This is a genomic window from Agrobacterium sp. CNPSo 3708 (assembly GCF_028674915.1).
Classification (GTDB): Bacteria; Pseudomonadota; Alphaproteobacteria; order Rhizobiales; family Rhizobiaceae; genus Agrobacterium; species Agrobacterium cavarae.
In genome coordinates this window covers 685,996-699,965 of record NZ_JAQZSF010000002.1, presented here as the reverse complement: position 1 = coordinate 699,965, position 13,970 = coordinate 685,996, and the positions used below count along the sequence as shown (strand labels likewise).

Sequence of the window (13,970 nt, the reverse complement as noted above, 5' to 3'; positions counted from 1 at the left end):
GTTTTCTAATTCAGCTTGAATTCCAGCATCAGATTCCGCTGCAGGAACGAGTGGTTGTCGTCCGAGACAAGGATGAGATGGGTGGACCCATCCGGCTGAGGCACGACGTCGATGCCTTCCATATTGTCGATCTGATAGGACGGGCCGGCCTCGATTAGCGTTTCGCCATCAACGATAGCGCCGGGACGAATATCTCCGCCAGCAATACGACGGATACGCATGCCCGCGCCTTCGCTGAAATTGAAGCGGCGCTCCAGCAAAAGCAGGTCGCCATTGGGCAGGAAAGCGCCGTCCGTCGCGGCGAAATCACCATGTTTCTTGACGGCAAACAGCCCCTTGAGCGGCCCGTCCAGTATGACTGCATAGAGATCGCCGTTTCTGTCGACGCTGTCTTCCGCCACCGCAACCAGTGCGCCTTTGAGTGGCGAGTTCTCCGGCGAGGCAACAAGTGTCTCCAGCCCGGCATTGCGTTTCAGGGCGTTGTTGGGAATGAGATGGGGAAGCCTGCCGCGTGGCTTGGCACCGGCGAGATTCTTGTCGGGATAAATGCCGATGCGGTGGAACTGTTCATAGCTGACATAGAGACGATCGCCGCGTACTGCCAGGCCCTCCGCATCCATGTCCACCTTTCTGCGTGCGGCGGTTCCATTCTCGTTCAGCATCGGATCGATATGCAACATTGACACGCCGGAAAGAGCCCCGGTCTTGCTATCGCGCTCGATCTCGCCGGTCATCCAGTGGCCGGTATCCAGAACCGCAACGAAGCTGCGTCCGTCTGCTCGAAAGCGCACACTCGAAATTGCCCCGAAATCAGGGTCGGACGAGCGCATGGACAGTCCGCCGATAAATTCCAGCTTGCCGAAATGCCTTTCACTCGATCCGGTCAGAAAATCCCGGATTGGTGAAGAGGTCACAGCCACTTCGGGAGAGGAGGCGCCGATTGCGGCCGGGCTGAGAATGGCAAGAACAAAAGCCAGCGTAGCGACGGGGCGTGCGAACGATCGGCGGGGGAAAACGCCCCCGCTGCGACGTGTCTTATCCCGCACGGCGCATCCTGCGGGACGGCTTGCCGGAGCTTGCGCTGGTATCCTCGAAGAGAGCGGCAAGTTGCTCGGTCATGGCGCCCGCCAGTTCGTCCGCATCCACAATGGTCACAGCACGGCGATAGTAGCGTGTCACGTCGTGGCCGATACCAATCGCCAAAAGTTCGACAGGCGAACGCGTCTCGATCTGCTCGATGACGGCACGTAGATGCCGTTCGAGATAGTTGCCCGGATTGACGGACAGCGTCGAGTCGTCCACCGGCGCGCCGTCGGAGATCATCATCATGATCTTGCGCTGCTCCGGCCGGTTGATCAGGCGGTTATGCGCCCACATCAGTGCTTCGCCGTCGATGTTTTCCTTGAGCAAGCCCTCGCGCATCATCAGGCCAAGATTGCGCCGCGCACGGCGCCACGGCGCATCCGCGCTCTTGTAGATGATGTGGCGCAGGTCGTTCAGACGGCCGGGCGACGGCGGCTTGCCGCTGGCAAGCCATTGTTCGCGCGACTGTCCACCCTTCCAGGCCTTTGTGGTGAAGCCGAGGATTTCCACCTTTACGCCGGAGCGTTCCAGTGTGCGGGCCAGAATATCGGCACAAGTCGCGGCAACCGTGATCGGTCGACCCCGCATGGAGCCCGAATTGTCGATGACGAGCGAAACGACCGTGTCGCGGAATTTCGTATCGCGTTCCTTCTTGAAGGAAAGCGGCTGCATCGGATCGATGATGAGTCGCACGAGACGTGCCGGATCGAGGTAGCCCTCTTCCAGATCGAAATCCCAGGAGCGGTTCTGCTGCGCCATCAGGCGGCGCTGCAAGCGGTTTGCCAAGCGTCCAACGGCGCCTTGAAGATGCGCCAACTGCTTGTCGAGGAAGGCCCGCAGGCGATCCAGCTCCGCTTCGTCGCAGAGTTCCTCAGCGTGAATTTCCTCATCGAATTCCTGGGTGAAGATGCGGTAGTCGACCTTCTCGTTGAAATCGTCGAAGGGGCTGTTCGGGCGGCGGGTTTCGCCGGGCGTTTCGGAATCCTCGTCGAGATCATCGGACATTTCGTCCTCCGACATCTCGGCGCCATCCATCTCGCCATCTTCCATCTGCTCCTGAGAGGCTTCGGTCTCCTCCGCAGGAGCGGCATCGGAGCCCGCGTCTTCCTCGACCTGTTCTTCCTGCTGCTCGTTGCTGCGCGGCTGGTCTTCGTCGGATTCGGCTTCCTGCGATTCCGGCTCGTCATTCTCGTCGCCGAAATCCTCCGCCATCTGCATGGAGGTCAGCATTTTGCGAACGAGCTTGGAAAACGCCTTCTGGTCTTCGATGACGGAGGAGAGATCCTTGAGGTCACCAGACGCCTTGTCTTCGATGAACGGACGCCAGACATCGAGAATCTTGCCAGCACTTTCCGGCGGCTTTTCACCGGTCAGCTTCTCGCGGACCAACAGCGCCACAGCCTCGGCAATCGGTGCATCTTCCTGGGTGTTGATCGCGCCAAAGTTCGCCTTGGCGTATTTCTCCGTGTTCATCGCACGAATGTTGTTCGCCATGCCCGGCATGCGAAGCGCGCCGATGGATTCGACACGCGCCTGTTCGACAGCATCGAAGATCTGCCGTGCATCGGCACCCTGCGGCGACATCGTGGCATGAACATCGCTATCGTGGCAGGCAAGGCGAAGCGCCATGGAATCGCCAAGTCCGCGGGTGATCGCGACTTCCTGTGCCGTCGGCTTCTTGGAAATTTCCGGCAGCCGCATGCGCTCGCCGGCAAGACCCGGGCGCTCATTGGCGAAAACCACTTCGACTTCGGAACTACCCGCGACAGAACGCACACAGCCGGTGATCGCCTGACGCAGCGGTTCGGTATCGATCACCGTGCTGGATTTGGGTCTCACATTGTCGCCGCGCGCTGCCATGGTCTTTCCTGTCGATTCTGAACGCTCCGCGCAGACTTCGAAAGTCACGCTGGAGCGTCTTCGTCTTCACGCTTTAATCTGCGCATTTCCGGACGCAAAACCGATGCCACTTTTGCTGGAAATGCTCTAGTGATCTCCCGGCTTTCGCCGGAAGGATCAGGCGCTGAGAACGATGTTTGCCGCGCTTTCCTTCAGCTCGACGCCGAAAGCGCGCTGGTACTGCTCTGCCACGAGCGTCCGCTCCAGCTCATCGCACTTGTTGAGGAAGGTCACGCGGAAGGCAAAGGCGAGATCGCCAAAGATTTCTGCGTTCTCTGCCCAGGTGATGACGGTACGCGGGCTCATCACGGTTGAGAGGTCGCCATTGATGAAGGCCGAGCGGGTAAGATCGGCAACGCGAACCATCTTCGATGCGGTTTCGCGACCCTTCTCGGTGTCGAGGCTCTTCACCTTGGCAACGATGATGTTCACTTCCTGCTCATGCGGCAGATAGTTCAGCGTCGTAACGACCGACCAGCGGTCCATCTGCGCCTGGTTAATCTGCTGCGTGCCGTGGTAAAGGCCGGTCGTATCGCCAAGGCCAACGGTGTTGGCGGTTGCGAAAATGCGGAAGGCCGGGTGAGGGCGGATGACGCGGCTCTGATCGAGCAGCGTCAGGCGACCGGACGATTCCAGAACACGCTGGATAACGAACATCACGTCCGGGCGGCCCGCATCATACTCGTCGAAGACGAGCGCGACATTGTGCTGGTAAGCCCAGGGCAGGATACCGTCCTTGAACTCGGTGACCTGCTTGCCGTCCTTCAGAACGATGGCATCCTTGCCGACGAGGTCGATACGAGAGACATGGCTGTCGAGGTTGACGCGAACGCACGGCCAGTTGAGGCGCGCTGCGACCTGTTCGATATGGGTGGACTTACCGGTGCCGTGGAAGCCGGACACCATGACACGTCGGTTATGAGCAAAGCCTGCAAGGATCGCCAGTGTCGTATCGCGGTCGAAAAGATAATCCGGATCCAGATCGGGCACATAGGCGTCGCCCTGGCTGTAAGCCGGAACACGCAGATCCGTATCGATACCGAAGACCTCACGGACAGAAACAGTCGTATCCGGCAGGTTGGTAATATCAAGGTCAATTTTGCTCATCACGTCTCCAAGGCGGGTAGCAACCACCCGGCCACATCTTCATAAGGCAATTACCAAAAGGGCTTAGCAGAAACCCGATTGCTTTAACAATTGGTAGGCTTGAATGACAGCCCGAAAACGCTCTTCCGAACCGCGATCGCCACCATTAGCATCAGGATGGTGCTTTTTGACAAGCTCCTTATAGCGTCGTTTGATGTCTTCCTGCTTTGCGCCAGCCTCCAGACCGAGCGTGTCGAAGGCTTTCGCTTCCAGTGTTTTCAGTTTGCGGTCCGGCTGGATGCGCTGGCCGCCCGCCCTTCCGTCGCCAAAACCATTGGTGAAGCCAAAAGGATCCCGGATGCGCGCATTTGCAGCACCCGAACGCAAGGTCGAATGAAGCGGGCTGTCGCGCGCTGTCTTGTTCACCCCCACCGTCCATGTGGGTCGGTGGCCGGTGATCGCTTCCTTCTGGTAGCGGGCAATCTCGCTGTCGGAGAGGCCCGAAAAATAATTGTAGCCCTTGTTGTATTCCTTCACATGCTCGAAACAGAACATGAAGAACTGCCCCTCGGCATTGCGGCCGACGGGTGCGCGGTGATTACCAGGCTTGTCGCATCCATCCCACTGACACACGGGGGCTTGAGCCTCCGGCGGTTGGTCTCTCTTGCGACGCGTGCGGATGCGGTCGAAGTATTTCGAATCCAGTTTCATGATATCCCAATTATGGTGCGCAAAAGGGTGCACAACAAGAATTGACAAAGCGGAATGTTGCAGGCTTTTAGGTAGCCCCTTTAGGCCTGTTTGGTAACCCATCGCTCTCCGTCGCCGAATTGCCAGACAGGCTCTAACCAACGTGATCATCAGGAGATGGATGCCATGTCCCTGCGCCAACGCATGGAAAACAAGCTTCGGGAAGCATTTTTGCCGGATCGCCTGAATGTCATTGATGAAAGCCACATGCATGCCGGACACCAGCCGGATATGACCGGCACAGGCGAGACGCATATGCGTGTTCAGATAGTGTCTGAGCAGTTCTCAGGCAAGTCTCGCGTGGACCGCCACCGCGCCATTAATGGGCTATTGAAGCCCGAACTGGATGCCGGCCTGCATGCGCTGGCCATCGAAGCAGCGGCGCCGGGCGAACCGACGCGGTTTTGATTGTCTACAGCGACCGTGAGCCGTTGCAGCTTTATCCCGGATGCTTTTCCGATAGGAAGCTCTGCACCTCAGATGCTGCAACATCATCCGCCACGAAAGACTGGCCGATGCCGTGGGTCAGGATGAAGGTGAGCTTGCCGCCCTTGACCTTCTTGTCTTGGGCGATCGCCGCCATCAGCGTTTCGACCGGCGGAAGTGTGCCTGGGATATCCTTCATCGAGGTGGGCAGGCCCACCGCTTTCAGATGCGCTTCGACGCGGGTTGCATCGTCCGGGCTTGCAAGGTTCATGCGGGCGGAGAACTGGTGCGCCATTACCATGCCAATGGCAACGCCTTCTCCGTGAACCAGCCGTTCGCCGTTATATTCGGTTGCCGCTTCCAGAGCGTGGCCGAAGGTATGGCCGAGATTCAACAGCGCGCGGACACCGTTTTCCTTCTCATCCGCGACAACGACGTCCGACTTCGCCTGGCAGCTCGTGGCGATCGCTTCGATGCGGGCCGGGCCGCCCTTCGCGATCTCCGCCCAGTTCTTCTCAAGCCAGGAGAAGAAATCCGGCTTGTCGATCAGGCCGTATTTGACCACTTCGGCATAGCCTGCACGAAACTCGCGGGGGCTCAGCGTATCGAGAACGGCGGTATCGGCCAGCACCAGATCCGGCTGATGGAAGACGCCGACGAGGTTCTTGCCGTGACGGCTGTTGATGCCGGTCTTGCCGCCGACGGAGGAATCGACCTGCGCCAGAAGCGAGGTTGGAATTTGGACAAAACGGACTCCACGGCGAACGATGCCTGCTGCGAAGCCCGCCAGATCACCGATGACGCCGCCGCCGAGCGCGATGACCGCATCGTTCCGCTCAATCCGCGCGGCAAGGATGGCATCGCAAACGGTGACGAGGTGATCGAAGCTCTTGGTCTTTTCGCCTGCCGGTAGCGTCAGCGATACGGCTTCGATGCCGTCGGTCTGCAGACCATCCATCAGGGTTTCGAGATAAAGCGGCGCGACATGCTCATCAGTGATGATGGCGGCGCGCTTGCCCTTCAGCCGTGAGGAAATTTCTCCACCGGCGCGGCCGATCAGGCCCGGTCCGATGAGGATATCATAGGCACGTTCACCCAGCGGAACATGAACGAGGCGCTCGTCGGTCTGGATGGCAGAGGGCATGGCATCAGGCTTTCTTGGTGAGGCTGGCGATGGCTTCTAGAACTTCCGTGGCGATGATGTCCTTGCGAACATCGCGGGATTCGATGGTGACGTCGGCTTCGCAATAGATGGGGTAACGCTTTTCCATCAGTGCAGCCAGCGTTGCCTTGGGGTTCTCGGTCTTCAGCAAGGGGCGATGATCCCGCTTGTTGACACGTTCCCATAGCACTTCGAGATCGGCTTTCAGCCAGAGCGAAACGCCGCCACGCTTGATGTGTCTACGGGTATTCTCATTGATGAAGGCTCCACCACCGGTGGAGACGACCTTGGGTCCACCACGCAAAAGCCGCTTGATCACCCGCGTTTCCAGTGCCCGAAATTCGTCTTCGCCATAGCTGGCGAAGAGTTCCGAGATCGTCATGCGCGAGACGCGCTCGATCTCGTCATCCGTATCGATGAAGGGGATCCTCAACTGCTGCGCGACCGACCTGCCGATTGCAGATTTTCCTGCACCCATGAGCCCAACAAAGACGATGTTGCGCCTGCCTAGGGCGGCACGCGCTTTTTCTCCCAGGCTCTGGGGAAGAGATAAGTTGGTTTCGCTCATGAATGATGGCCCATTTGGCTTCGGTATCTTCAAATGTTTACCAAGCGTCAAGCCAAATCGCGCCTTATAAGCATGTCGCGCAAAAGTGTGCAGCGGTTTTGCGATAACGACATGCGATGAAACAAGAACCTAAAGCCTAAAGCGCGAATCCGAAGGATCGCGGCGCGCTTTAGGCCATAGAAACAGCCTGATCGGATGACACCGATTGTCATGCGGGAAGGCCAGCGACGCCATGCCCTTGCCAAGATGTTCCCACAGGCAAGGCGACCAAGTGCTGCGGAGTGATCATGCCCACCCTTTTCCGTTTCATCTTCATCCTCGCGGCCATCGCCGGCATCATCTATGGGAGCATGGTATCGCTTGTGTCGCTGGTGAAACCGCGCGAACGGGAAGTCACGGTGCGCGTTCCTTCCGAGCGCCTCAACCCGCCCACACCTTGAGGAGCAGGCAAGGCATGTCTCGCCAGGATCATGCACGACTGGAAGGCTTTCTGGAAATGATGAGCGCCGAGCGCGGTGCGGCGATGAACACGCTTGCTTCCTATGAGCGGGATCTCACCGACCTGATGGCGTTTCTCTCATCGCGCCAGGCGTCATTGACCGAGGCAACCACAGCCGACCTCTCGGCCTATCTCGCTCATCTCTCCGCCCAAGGCTTTGCTGCATCCTCGCAGGCACGGCGCCTTTCTGCGCTCCGGCAGTTTTACAAGTTTCTCTATTCGGAAGGTGTTCGCACTGACGATCCGACCGGAATACTGGACGCGCCACGCAAAGGTCGATCTCTTCCTAAAACCATGAGCGTTGCCAGCGTCACAGCACTTCTCGCCAAAGCCGCGGAAGAAGCGAGCCTGGAAGGGCCGGGGCAACTGGGGCGCATCCGCATGCATCTTCTGCTGGAACTGCTCTATGCAACGGGCATGCGCGTTAGCGAACTCGTCTCCTTGCCGGCCAAGGTCCTGCGTCACGAAGGCCGTTTCCTGATGATCCGCGGCAAGGGCAATAAGGATCGCGTCGTCTTGCTGTCACGAACGGCGATCGAGGCGATGGAGAGATATGATGAAGCCCGCAAGGCGCTTGCGCCGAAGGGCAAGTCAGACGAAGAAAGCCCCTGGCTTTTTCCCTCCGCCGGCAAGGAGGGGCATCTGCCCCGTCAGGTGTTCGCCCGCGACTTGAAGGATATCGCCATCCGCGCCGGGCTCACCCCGTCGGCTGTCTCGCCGCATGTGCTGAGGCACGCCTTTGCCAGCCATCTTCTGCAGAACGGCGCGGATCTGCGCGCAGTGCAGGAACTGCTGGGCCATTCGGACATTTCAACGACACAAATATACACACATGTGTTGGAAGAACGCCTCCAAGAGTTGGTACAAACGCACCACCCTCTTGCCAAACAGGGCAAAAACCTTGATTAGAGCGACCGGAACCGCCGGGAGAGCCCGGTCAAACCTTGCGCAAAACGATCGGAAACGGATCTCATGCTCAGCTATCTCGACTTCGAAAAACCCATTTCGGACCTGGAAGGCAAGATTCTTGAACTGAAGAAACTGGCCGCAGAAGACGAGAGCATAGATACGTCCGAGGAAATTTCGCGTTTGGAAGCGCGCGTCAACGACGCGATGCAGGACATCTATTCCAAGCTGAATGCCTGGCAGAAGACGCAGGTGGCCCGCCACCCGCAGCGCCCTCACTTCATCGACTATGCGAGCGCGCTCTTCACCGACTTCACGCCGCTGGCCGGCGACCGCAAATTTGCCGAAGATGCCGCCATCCAGGCAGGTCTTGGCCGTTTCAACGGCCAACCGGTCGTCATTATCGGTCAGGAAAAGGGCAACGACACGAAGTCGCGGCTCAAGCACAATTTTGGTAGCCCGCGTCCGGAAGGGTACCGCAAGGCGATCCGCGTTCTGGAACTTGCGGACCGCTTCTCTCTACCCGTCGTGACGCTCATCGATACCGCCGGCGCTTATCCAGGTGTCGGTGCTGAAGAACGCGGCCAGGCGGAAGCCATCGCCCGGTCGACGGAAATGTGCCTGAACGTCAAGGTGCCGATCGTGTCCGTCGTCATCGGCGAAGGCGGCTCCGGTGGCGCCATCGCGATCGCCACCGGCAACCGTGTGTACATGCTCGAACACGCAATCTATTCGGTGATCTCCCCCGAAGGCGCAGCCTCCATCCTCTGGCGCGACTCAACCCGCGCCAAGGAGGCCGCGACCAACATGAAGATCACTTCGGATGACCTGAAGGCGCTCGGCGTCATCGACGGTATCATCCCGGAGCCAATCGGTGGCGCCCATCGCGATCCTTCAGGCGTGATCGCCGCAACGGGGAAAACAATCGAATCTGCGTTGAAAGAACTGACGGCGCAAACCGGCAGCCAGCTTCGCGCCGAACGTCGTCAGAAGTTCCTGGATATCGGCCGCAGCCTGTAATTCGCTCGACCATGTTTTCTGTTTGCAAAGGCGCGCCGCTCGCGGTGCGCCTTTTGCTTATCTGTGGTTCACACTGCCACGCGATAGGCCCGCCTTCTCGCAAACGACGCTTTTATCTCGCACAAATATGAAATATGAGGAATATTTCATATTTGTGACAGCAGGAGACAGTGATGTCGGTATTGGCGTCGGTAGGCGATGATTCCCGATCCCCGTTAAGGCTTCTGGAAAAGCCGCTGGCGTCCGGCATGTCGCGTGAGGTCTATGCTCTTCCCGGTACCAATATGCTCGTGAAGGTGCAGACAAAGATACCGCCACGCCGCTACTTCCAGAACATCCGGCTGCTATATCTAGTGCGGCGTTTTTATAAGGCTATCGTGCCACTGCGGCGCGAATTGAGAGAGTATGAACGGGTCGCACATGAAGGCCCCAGAACCGCGCGCCATCTCCAGCATTTTGCAGGCGTCGTTTCCACCGACAGGGGCACGGGCATTCTCGTGAAGGCTGTGCGCCGGAGGAACGGTGCCCTTGCGATGACCCTTCAGGATGCGATCGAGAGCGGGCAATACAGCCAGCAGACGGATGCTGCGCTTTCGGAATTCCTGGACTGGCTGGTCAAGAGCGAGATTGTTGCCGTGGACGTGCACCTGAAGAATATCGTCGTGGACGAGAAGAACGGTGCACTCGTTCTGATCGACGGCATCGGAGACAAGACCTTCCTTCCCGTCCGGTCATGGTTTTCCTGGCTGAACAGGAGCTATAAGAAGCGACTGGCCCAGTCGATCTATGCAGAAGTGGCGCACCGCTTTATGAAATCAGCGTTGAGCAACCGGACTGTTCTTCTGCTCTTCGTATTCGCAGGTACGATGTTGGGTATCGATATCTCGGATGGCCAGTTGATTGATGGATGAATCTTCGTCGTTTCCAATAAGCCCTTGGACACCTGCATCCTACCCCAGCAAACTATTGACTCGATCTCGATCTTACGTTGTATCGTTGATCAAGGGACGTAGGGGCGTCTCCAAGGGGTAAAGGGACATCATGAAAAAGATTTTGACGCTGCTGGTCGCAGGACTGGCCCTGACCGCCTGTGCAAAAAGACCAGATGCTATTGTTCCAGTCGATGTGCCGATGGCCGCTTATGGCAACATGGACTGCCAATCATTGGCGCAGGAATACCTGAAGGAGCAAACCGCTCTATTGGCCGTCTCCAAGCAACAGAGCGATGCCGCAACAGGCGATGCTTTCGGCGTCTTTCTAATAGGCGTTCCGATGTCAAGCACCTTTGGTGGTGATAAGGAAGGTCAGGTGGCTGTCACGAAAGGCAAAGTCAACGCTATCGAAGCCAATCTGAGAAGCAAAGGCTGCAACATTCCGGCGGTGACAAAGCCGGGAAGCAAAAAGGCGGCGAAGTGAACAACGTGATTTCGATGTAAGGTATCACACCTCTAGCGACTCATCGACGATAGAAGAATCGACCGGCGGCAGTTCGTTGGCGGTCATTCTGGTGATCGGAACATACCGCTCCACTGTTGTACTTGTCTCTAGGGCATTGATCGCTTTGCTTAGGCCACGGACTCATTAGTTGAGGCGATCCATATCCTCGTCGCGGCAAGCTTGAGGGCGGCCGTGTAATTATCAGCGCGTCGGTCATATCGCGTCGCGAGGCCTCGCATCTGCTTGATACGATTGAAGAACCGTTCCACGAGATTGCGCTGACGGTAGACCCAGCGGTTTAAGCTGAATGTCTGCTTTCGATTGGCCTTTGCAGGGATATTCGCCCAGCATTTGCGTTGCTTGGCAAAGTTTCGAATTGCGTCGGTATCATATGCCTTGTCGGCGAGAATCGTCGCGCCAGGCCGCAGGTCGCTCAACAGCTTTTCAGCCATCGGTGCATCAGCGGCTTGGCCGGCGGTGAGTTCCAACCGAACCGGTCTACCATCTGCATCGACAAGGGCGTGGATCTTGGTTGTCAGGCCGCCGCGCGAACGTCCCATGCAAGGATTGGCAGATCCCCGTTTTTAGCGTTGGCACCATGCTGGTGAACGCGAACACAAGAGCTGTCGATCATCACGATGTCTCCATCGTAACGCTTTGAAACGGCGTCCAGAAGACGATCCCAGACGCCCGCCTTGCGCCAGCGGGAGAACCGATTGTAAAGCGTCGTGCGCGGGCCATAACGCTCCGGCACATCTCGCCAAGACGAACCAGTCCTGAAACGCCACAGGATGCCGTTGATCACCCGGCGGTCATCGACACGTTCAATTCCACGGCTATTGTTCGGCAAAAGAGGCGCAATGATAGCCCATTCTTCGTCGCTCAATTCGTGACGGCGCATGGCAATCTCCTTTCACGGAAATTGAATCATATACCGTAAATAAGATGAACCCCATTTATGGGGACGCTGCCTAGGACAAAGCTGGAATTCTCAACGGTGCCAAGGCGAGCGACTGACCTCTGCGCGCTCTCCACATACATCGCGTGCGAAATGTCTTCCCCGTGGAATGGAATGTGATTTTTGACCTCGATAGGTAAAGGACGACGCAGCAAGTATTCTTGCCCGGCCATCCGCTGCGGTTCGCAGTTCATGCCATGTGTAAAACCCAGAAGGCATGACTGCACGAAGGAAGATCGGATTTGCACGAGTCCATCTCGAAGCGGATTCGGCCAAAGCGCGCGAGTATCGCCCCACGCTCTAAGGTTGTCAAAAAGTGACACAAGAAGCGCCTAAAAGCGCAGCTTTCTCAGTGGCTTGAAAAAGATGATGGTGCCCCTTGCCGGAATCGAACCAGCACTCCTTTCGGAACCTGATTTTGAGTCAGGCGCGTCTACCAATTCCGCCAAAGGGGCAATTCCGAAGCGTGTCGGTTGGTATGCGGCGGACTATACGAACCGCGGGTCTTTGGTCAACCTGTTTTTGCTGAAAATTTCGTTTGATGAAACTTTGCTTGTCTGCCGCGGGAGCGGCGGTTCTAAGGATTGCAGTTCGGGTGGGACTGGATTAGAGCGATGGTGCTTTCCGCCGCGAAGTGCGTCGCGAGCGTTCAAGGTCGCTCCGCTCGCTTTGAGGCCTTCTTTTGCAAGACCTCGTTCGTGGAGACGCTGAACTTCTTCGAAGCGGGGTGCATTAGTTTCCACCTGTTCAAGTGGTTTGCAGGATTTCGGCGTTATGAGGACGATGATGAGCGTAGGTGTTTCAGCAGAAAAAAGCCGCATGGTTTCGGAGTTGCTCGTCACGACGGGTATGATCTTCACGGTTGGGTCGGCGTTGGGGTTTCAGCATATTGGCGGCTATACGCCGTGCGCGCTTTGCCTGTTGCAGCGTGATCCTTACTATTATGCGATCCCGATCGGCGTTCTAGCCATCCTCGCGAGCATCTTCAAGCTACCGGCGGCACTGACGCGGGTGCTGCTCGTCGTGATCGGCGTCGCCATGCTCATTGGGCTCGGGCTTGGCGTCTATCATTCGGGTGTTGAATGGGGTTTTTGGCCGGGTCCGACGACCTGCGCCACCGGCGCACCCTCCATCACCACCAATGCCGGCAATCTCTTGAATGATCTCAACGCCATCAAGGCCCCATCCTGCAACGAGGCAGCGTTGCGTGTTCTAGGGCTCTCATTTGCGGGCTGGAACGTGATCGCAAGCGCAGTGCTTGCCGGCATCGCGTTTTGGGGTGCGAGCCGTAAAAGCGCTTGATCAAAGAGAGATACGGACTTAGAGCGCACCGCGATGTGTGGAGCGCGCGGTTCGCTTTAAGCTTTTCGTGTGAATCCCGTTATTCAAAGTGCCGTGCGTCCTATTGGACGCACAAAGTGCGCTCTATCTCTGAGACTGCACGCATCATGCTTTCCGAAAATCGGTTTCGATTCTCGGGCGTATGCTGTAGCCGTTGCATAGCGCTTCGTCCGCTCTAACGGTACGAGGGACACAGAATTCGTGCCTACATTTGCCGTCGGAGGCAGTCCTAAAAATCAGGGCTGCAGTTCGGTATCCCAGTAGAGATAGTCCATCCAGCTTTCGTGCAGGTAGTTCGGCGGGAAAGACCGTCCGTTGTTGTGCAGGTCCTGAACCGTTGGCTGGTAGGGATGCTGGTGCGGGAACATACCGGCCTGTTTCGGTAGCTTACTGCCCTTTTTCAGGTTGCAGGGAGAGCAGGCCGCCACGACGTTGTGCCAGGTCGTCTCTCCGCCATGGGCGCGGGGGATGACGTGGTCGAAGGTCAGGTCGTCGCGAGATCCGCAATACTGGCACTCGAACTTGTCGCGAAGGAACACGTTGAAGCGGGTAAAGGCGGGGTTTCGCGTTGGCTGAACATAAGTCTTGAGGCTGACGACACTCGGCAATCGCATCGAAAAACTGGGAGAGCACACCGCGTGGTCGTATTCCGCGATGATGTTCACACGGTCGAGGAAGACTGCCTTGATCGCGTCCTGCCAGGACCAGAGCGACAAGGGATAATAACTCAGTGGCCTGTAGTCTGCGTTCAGGACGAGCGCCGGCAGGGCCTGTGGTGAAACTGCAATCGTCAAGGGCGTCTCCTGAGCGATTCTGCATCTACATCTGTATATTA

15 protein-coding genes and 1 tRNA gene are annotated in these 13,970 nt (G+C 57.6%); 7 read left to right on the top strand and 9 right to left on the bottom strand.

What is annotated here, in order from left to right:
* Positions 1–5: 5 nt before the first annotated feature.
* The 4 genes from PVA19_RS06170 to PVA19_RS06155 form a co-directional block, all read right to left on the bottom strand.
* Complete coding sequence (locus tag PVA19_RS06170) at positions 6–977, bottom strand: esterase-like activity of phytase family protein (protein WP_274101851.1); 972 nt, start codon at positions 975–977, stop codon at positions 6–8.
* Positions 978–1,035: 58 nt separating this feature from the next.
* The gene (gene cobT / locus PVA19_RS06165) at positions 1,036–2,943 is read right to left on the bottom strand and encodes a cobaltochelatase subunit CobT (protein ID WP_274101596.1); all 1,908 of its coding nucleotides are present in this window, start codon (positions 2,941–2,943) and stop codon (positions 1,036–1,038) included.
* A gap of 156 nt (positions 2,944–3,099) precedes the next feature.
* Entirely contained in the window at positions 3,100–4,089 is a 990-nt protein-coding gene (gene cobS / locus PVA19_RS06160; protein ID WP_062427624.1) for a cobaltochelatase subunit CobS, read from the bottom strand.
* Between the two features lie 63 nt (positions 4,090–4,152).
* Positions 4,153–4,779: a J domain-containing protein gene (locus PVA19_RS06155; RefSeq protein WP_062427625.1), complete on the bottom strand. Its 627-nt coding sequence runs from the start codon at positions 4,777–4,779 to the stop codon at positions 4,153–4,155.
* Positions 4,780–4,944: 165 nt separating this feature from the next.
* Between PVA19_RS06155 and PVA19_RS06150 the strand changes: the two genes are divergently transcribed.
* On the top strand, positions 4,945–5,226 hold the full coding sequence (locus PVA19_RS06150; RefSeq protein WP_113180105.1) for a BolA family protein: 282 nt from the start codon (positions 4,945–4,947) through the stop codon (positions 5,224–5,226).
* Positions 5,227–5,257: 31 nt separating this feature from the next.
* Here the strand turns inward: PVA19_RS06150 and aroB are convergent, their stop codons facing one another.
* The gene (gene aroB / locus PVA19_RS06145) at positions 5,258–6,388 is read right to left on the bottom strand and encodes a 3-dehydroquinate synthase (protein ID WP_274101595.1); all 1,131 of its coding nucleotides are present in this window, start codon (positions 6,386–6,388) and stop codon (positions 5,258–5,260) included.
* A gap of 4 nt (positions 6,389–6,392) precedes the next feature.
* Positions 6,393–6,974 (bottom strand): shikimate kinase, encoded by a 582-nt coding sequence (locus PVA19_RS06140; protein WP_274101594.1) that lies wholly within the window; start codon positions 6,972–6,974, stop codon positions 6,393–6,395.
* 287 nt (positions 6,975–7,261) lie between these two features.
* Here PVA19_RS06140 and PVA19_RS06135 point away from each other — a divergent pair, with 287 nt between their 5' ends.
* From PVA19_RS06135 to PVA19_RS06115, 5 genes are all read left to right on the top strand, one after another.
* Positions 7,262–7,414, top strand: a complete 153-nt coding sequence (locus PVA19_RS06135; protein WP_130978927.1) for a hypothetical protein — start codon at positions 7,262–7,264, stop codon at positions 7,412–7,414.
* Between the two features lie 14 nt (positions 7,415–7,428).
* Positions 7,429–8,382, top strand: a complete 954-nt coding sequence (gene xerD, locus PVA19_RS06130) for a site-specific tyrosine recombinase XerD (RefSeq protein ID WP_130978925.1) — start codon at positions 7,429–7,431, stop codon at positions 8,380–8,382.
* Positions 8,383–8,445: 63 nt separating this feature from the next.
* Complete coding sequence (locus PVA19_RS06125) at positions 8,446–9,399, top strand: acetyl-CoA carboxylase carboxyltransferase subunit alpha (protein ID WP_274101591.1); 954 nt, start codon at positions 8,446–8,448, stop codon at positions 9,397–9,399.
* A gap of 173 nt (positions 9,400–9,572) precedes the next feature.
* Positions 9,573–10,310, top strand: coding sequence for a YrbL family protein (locus tag PVA19_RS06120; RefSeq protein ID WP_274101590.1), 738 nt, complete (start codon positions 9,573–9,575; stop codon positions 10,308–10,310).
* Positions 10,311–10,440: 130 nt separating this feature from the next.
* Positions 10,441–10,815: a hypothetical protein gene (locus PVA19_RS06115; RefSeq protein WP_274101588.1), complete on the top strand. Its 375-nt coding sequence runs from the start codon at positions 10,441–10,443 to the stop codon at positions 10,813–10,815.
* Between the two features lie 149 nt (positions 10,816–10,964).
* Here PVA19_RS06115 and PVA19_RS06110 read toward each other — a convergent pair.
* Together PVA19_RS06110 and PVA19_RS06105 are read right to left on the bottom strand one after the other, a co-directional pair.
* Positions 10,965–11,743, bottom strand: a protein-coding gene (locus tag PVA19_RS06110) for an IS5 family transposase (RefSeq protein ID WP_443111629.1) whose coding sequence is annotated in 2 segments (ribosomal slippage) — positions 10,965–11,401 and positions 11,401–11,743 — 780 coding nt in all. Because the reading frame shifts where the segments join, the coding sequence is not laid out codon by codon here.
* 421 nt (positions 11,744–12,164) lie between these two features.
* Positions 12,165–12,249 (bottom strand) — tRNA-Leu (locus tag PVA19_RS06105).
* Between the two features lie 331 nt (positions 12,250–12,580).
* On the opposite strand from PVA19_RS06105, the gene PVA19_RS06100 reads away from it, so the two are divergent.
* Positions 12,581–13,096 (top strand): disulfide bond formation protein B, encoded by a 516-nt coding sequence (locus tag PVA19_RS06100; protein ID WP_274101586.1) that lies wholly within the window; start codon positions 12,581–12,583, stop codon positions 13,094–13,096.
* A 275-nt stretch (positions 13,097–13,371) separates the two neighbouring features.
* Here PVA19_RS06100 and PVA19_RS06095 read toward each other — a convergent pair whose 3' ends face one another.
* Complete coding sequence (locus PVA19_RS06095) at positions 13,372–13,929, bottom strand: HNH endonuclease (RefSeq protein ID WP_062423942.1); 558 nt, start codon at positions 13,927–13,929, stop codon at positions 13,372–13,374.
* Between the last annotated feature and the right edge of the window lie 41 nt (positions 13,930–13,970).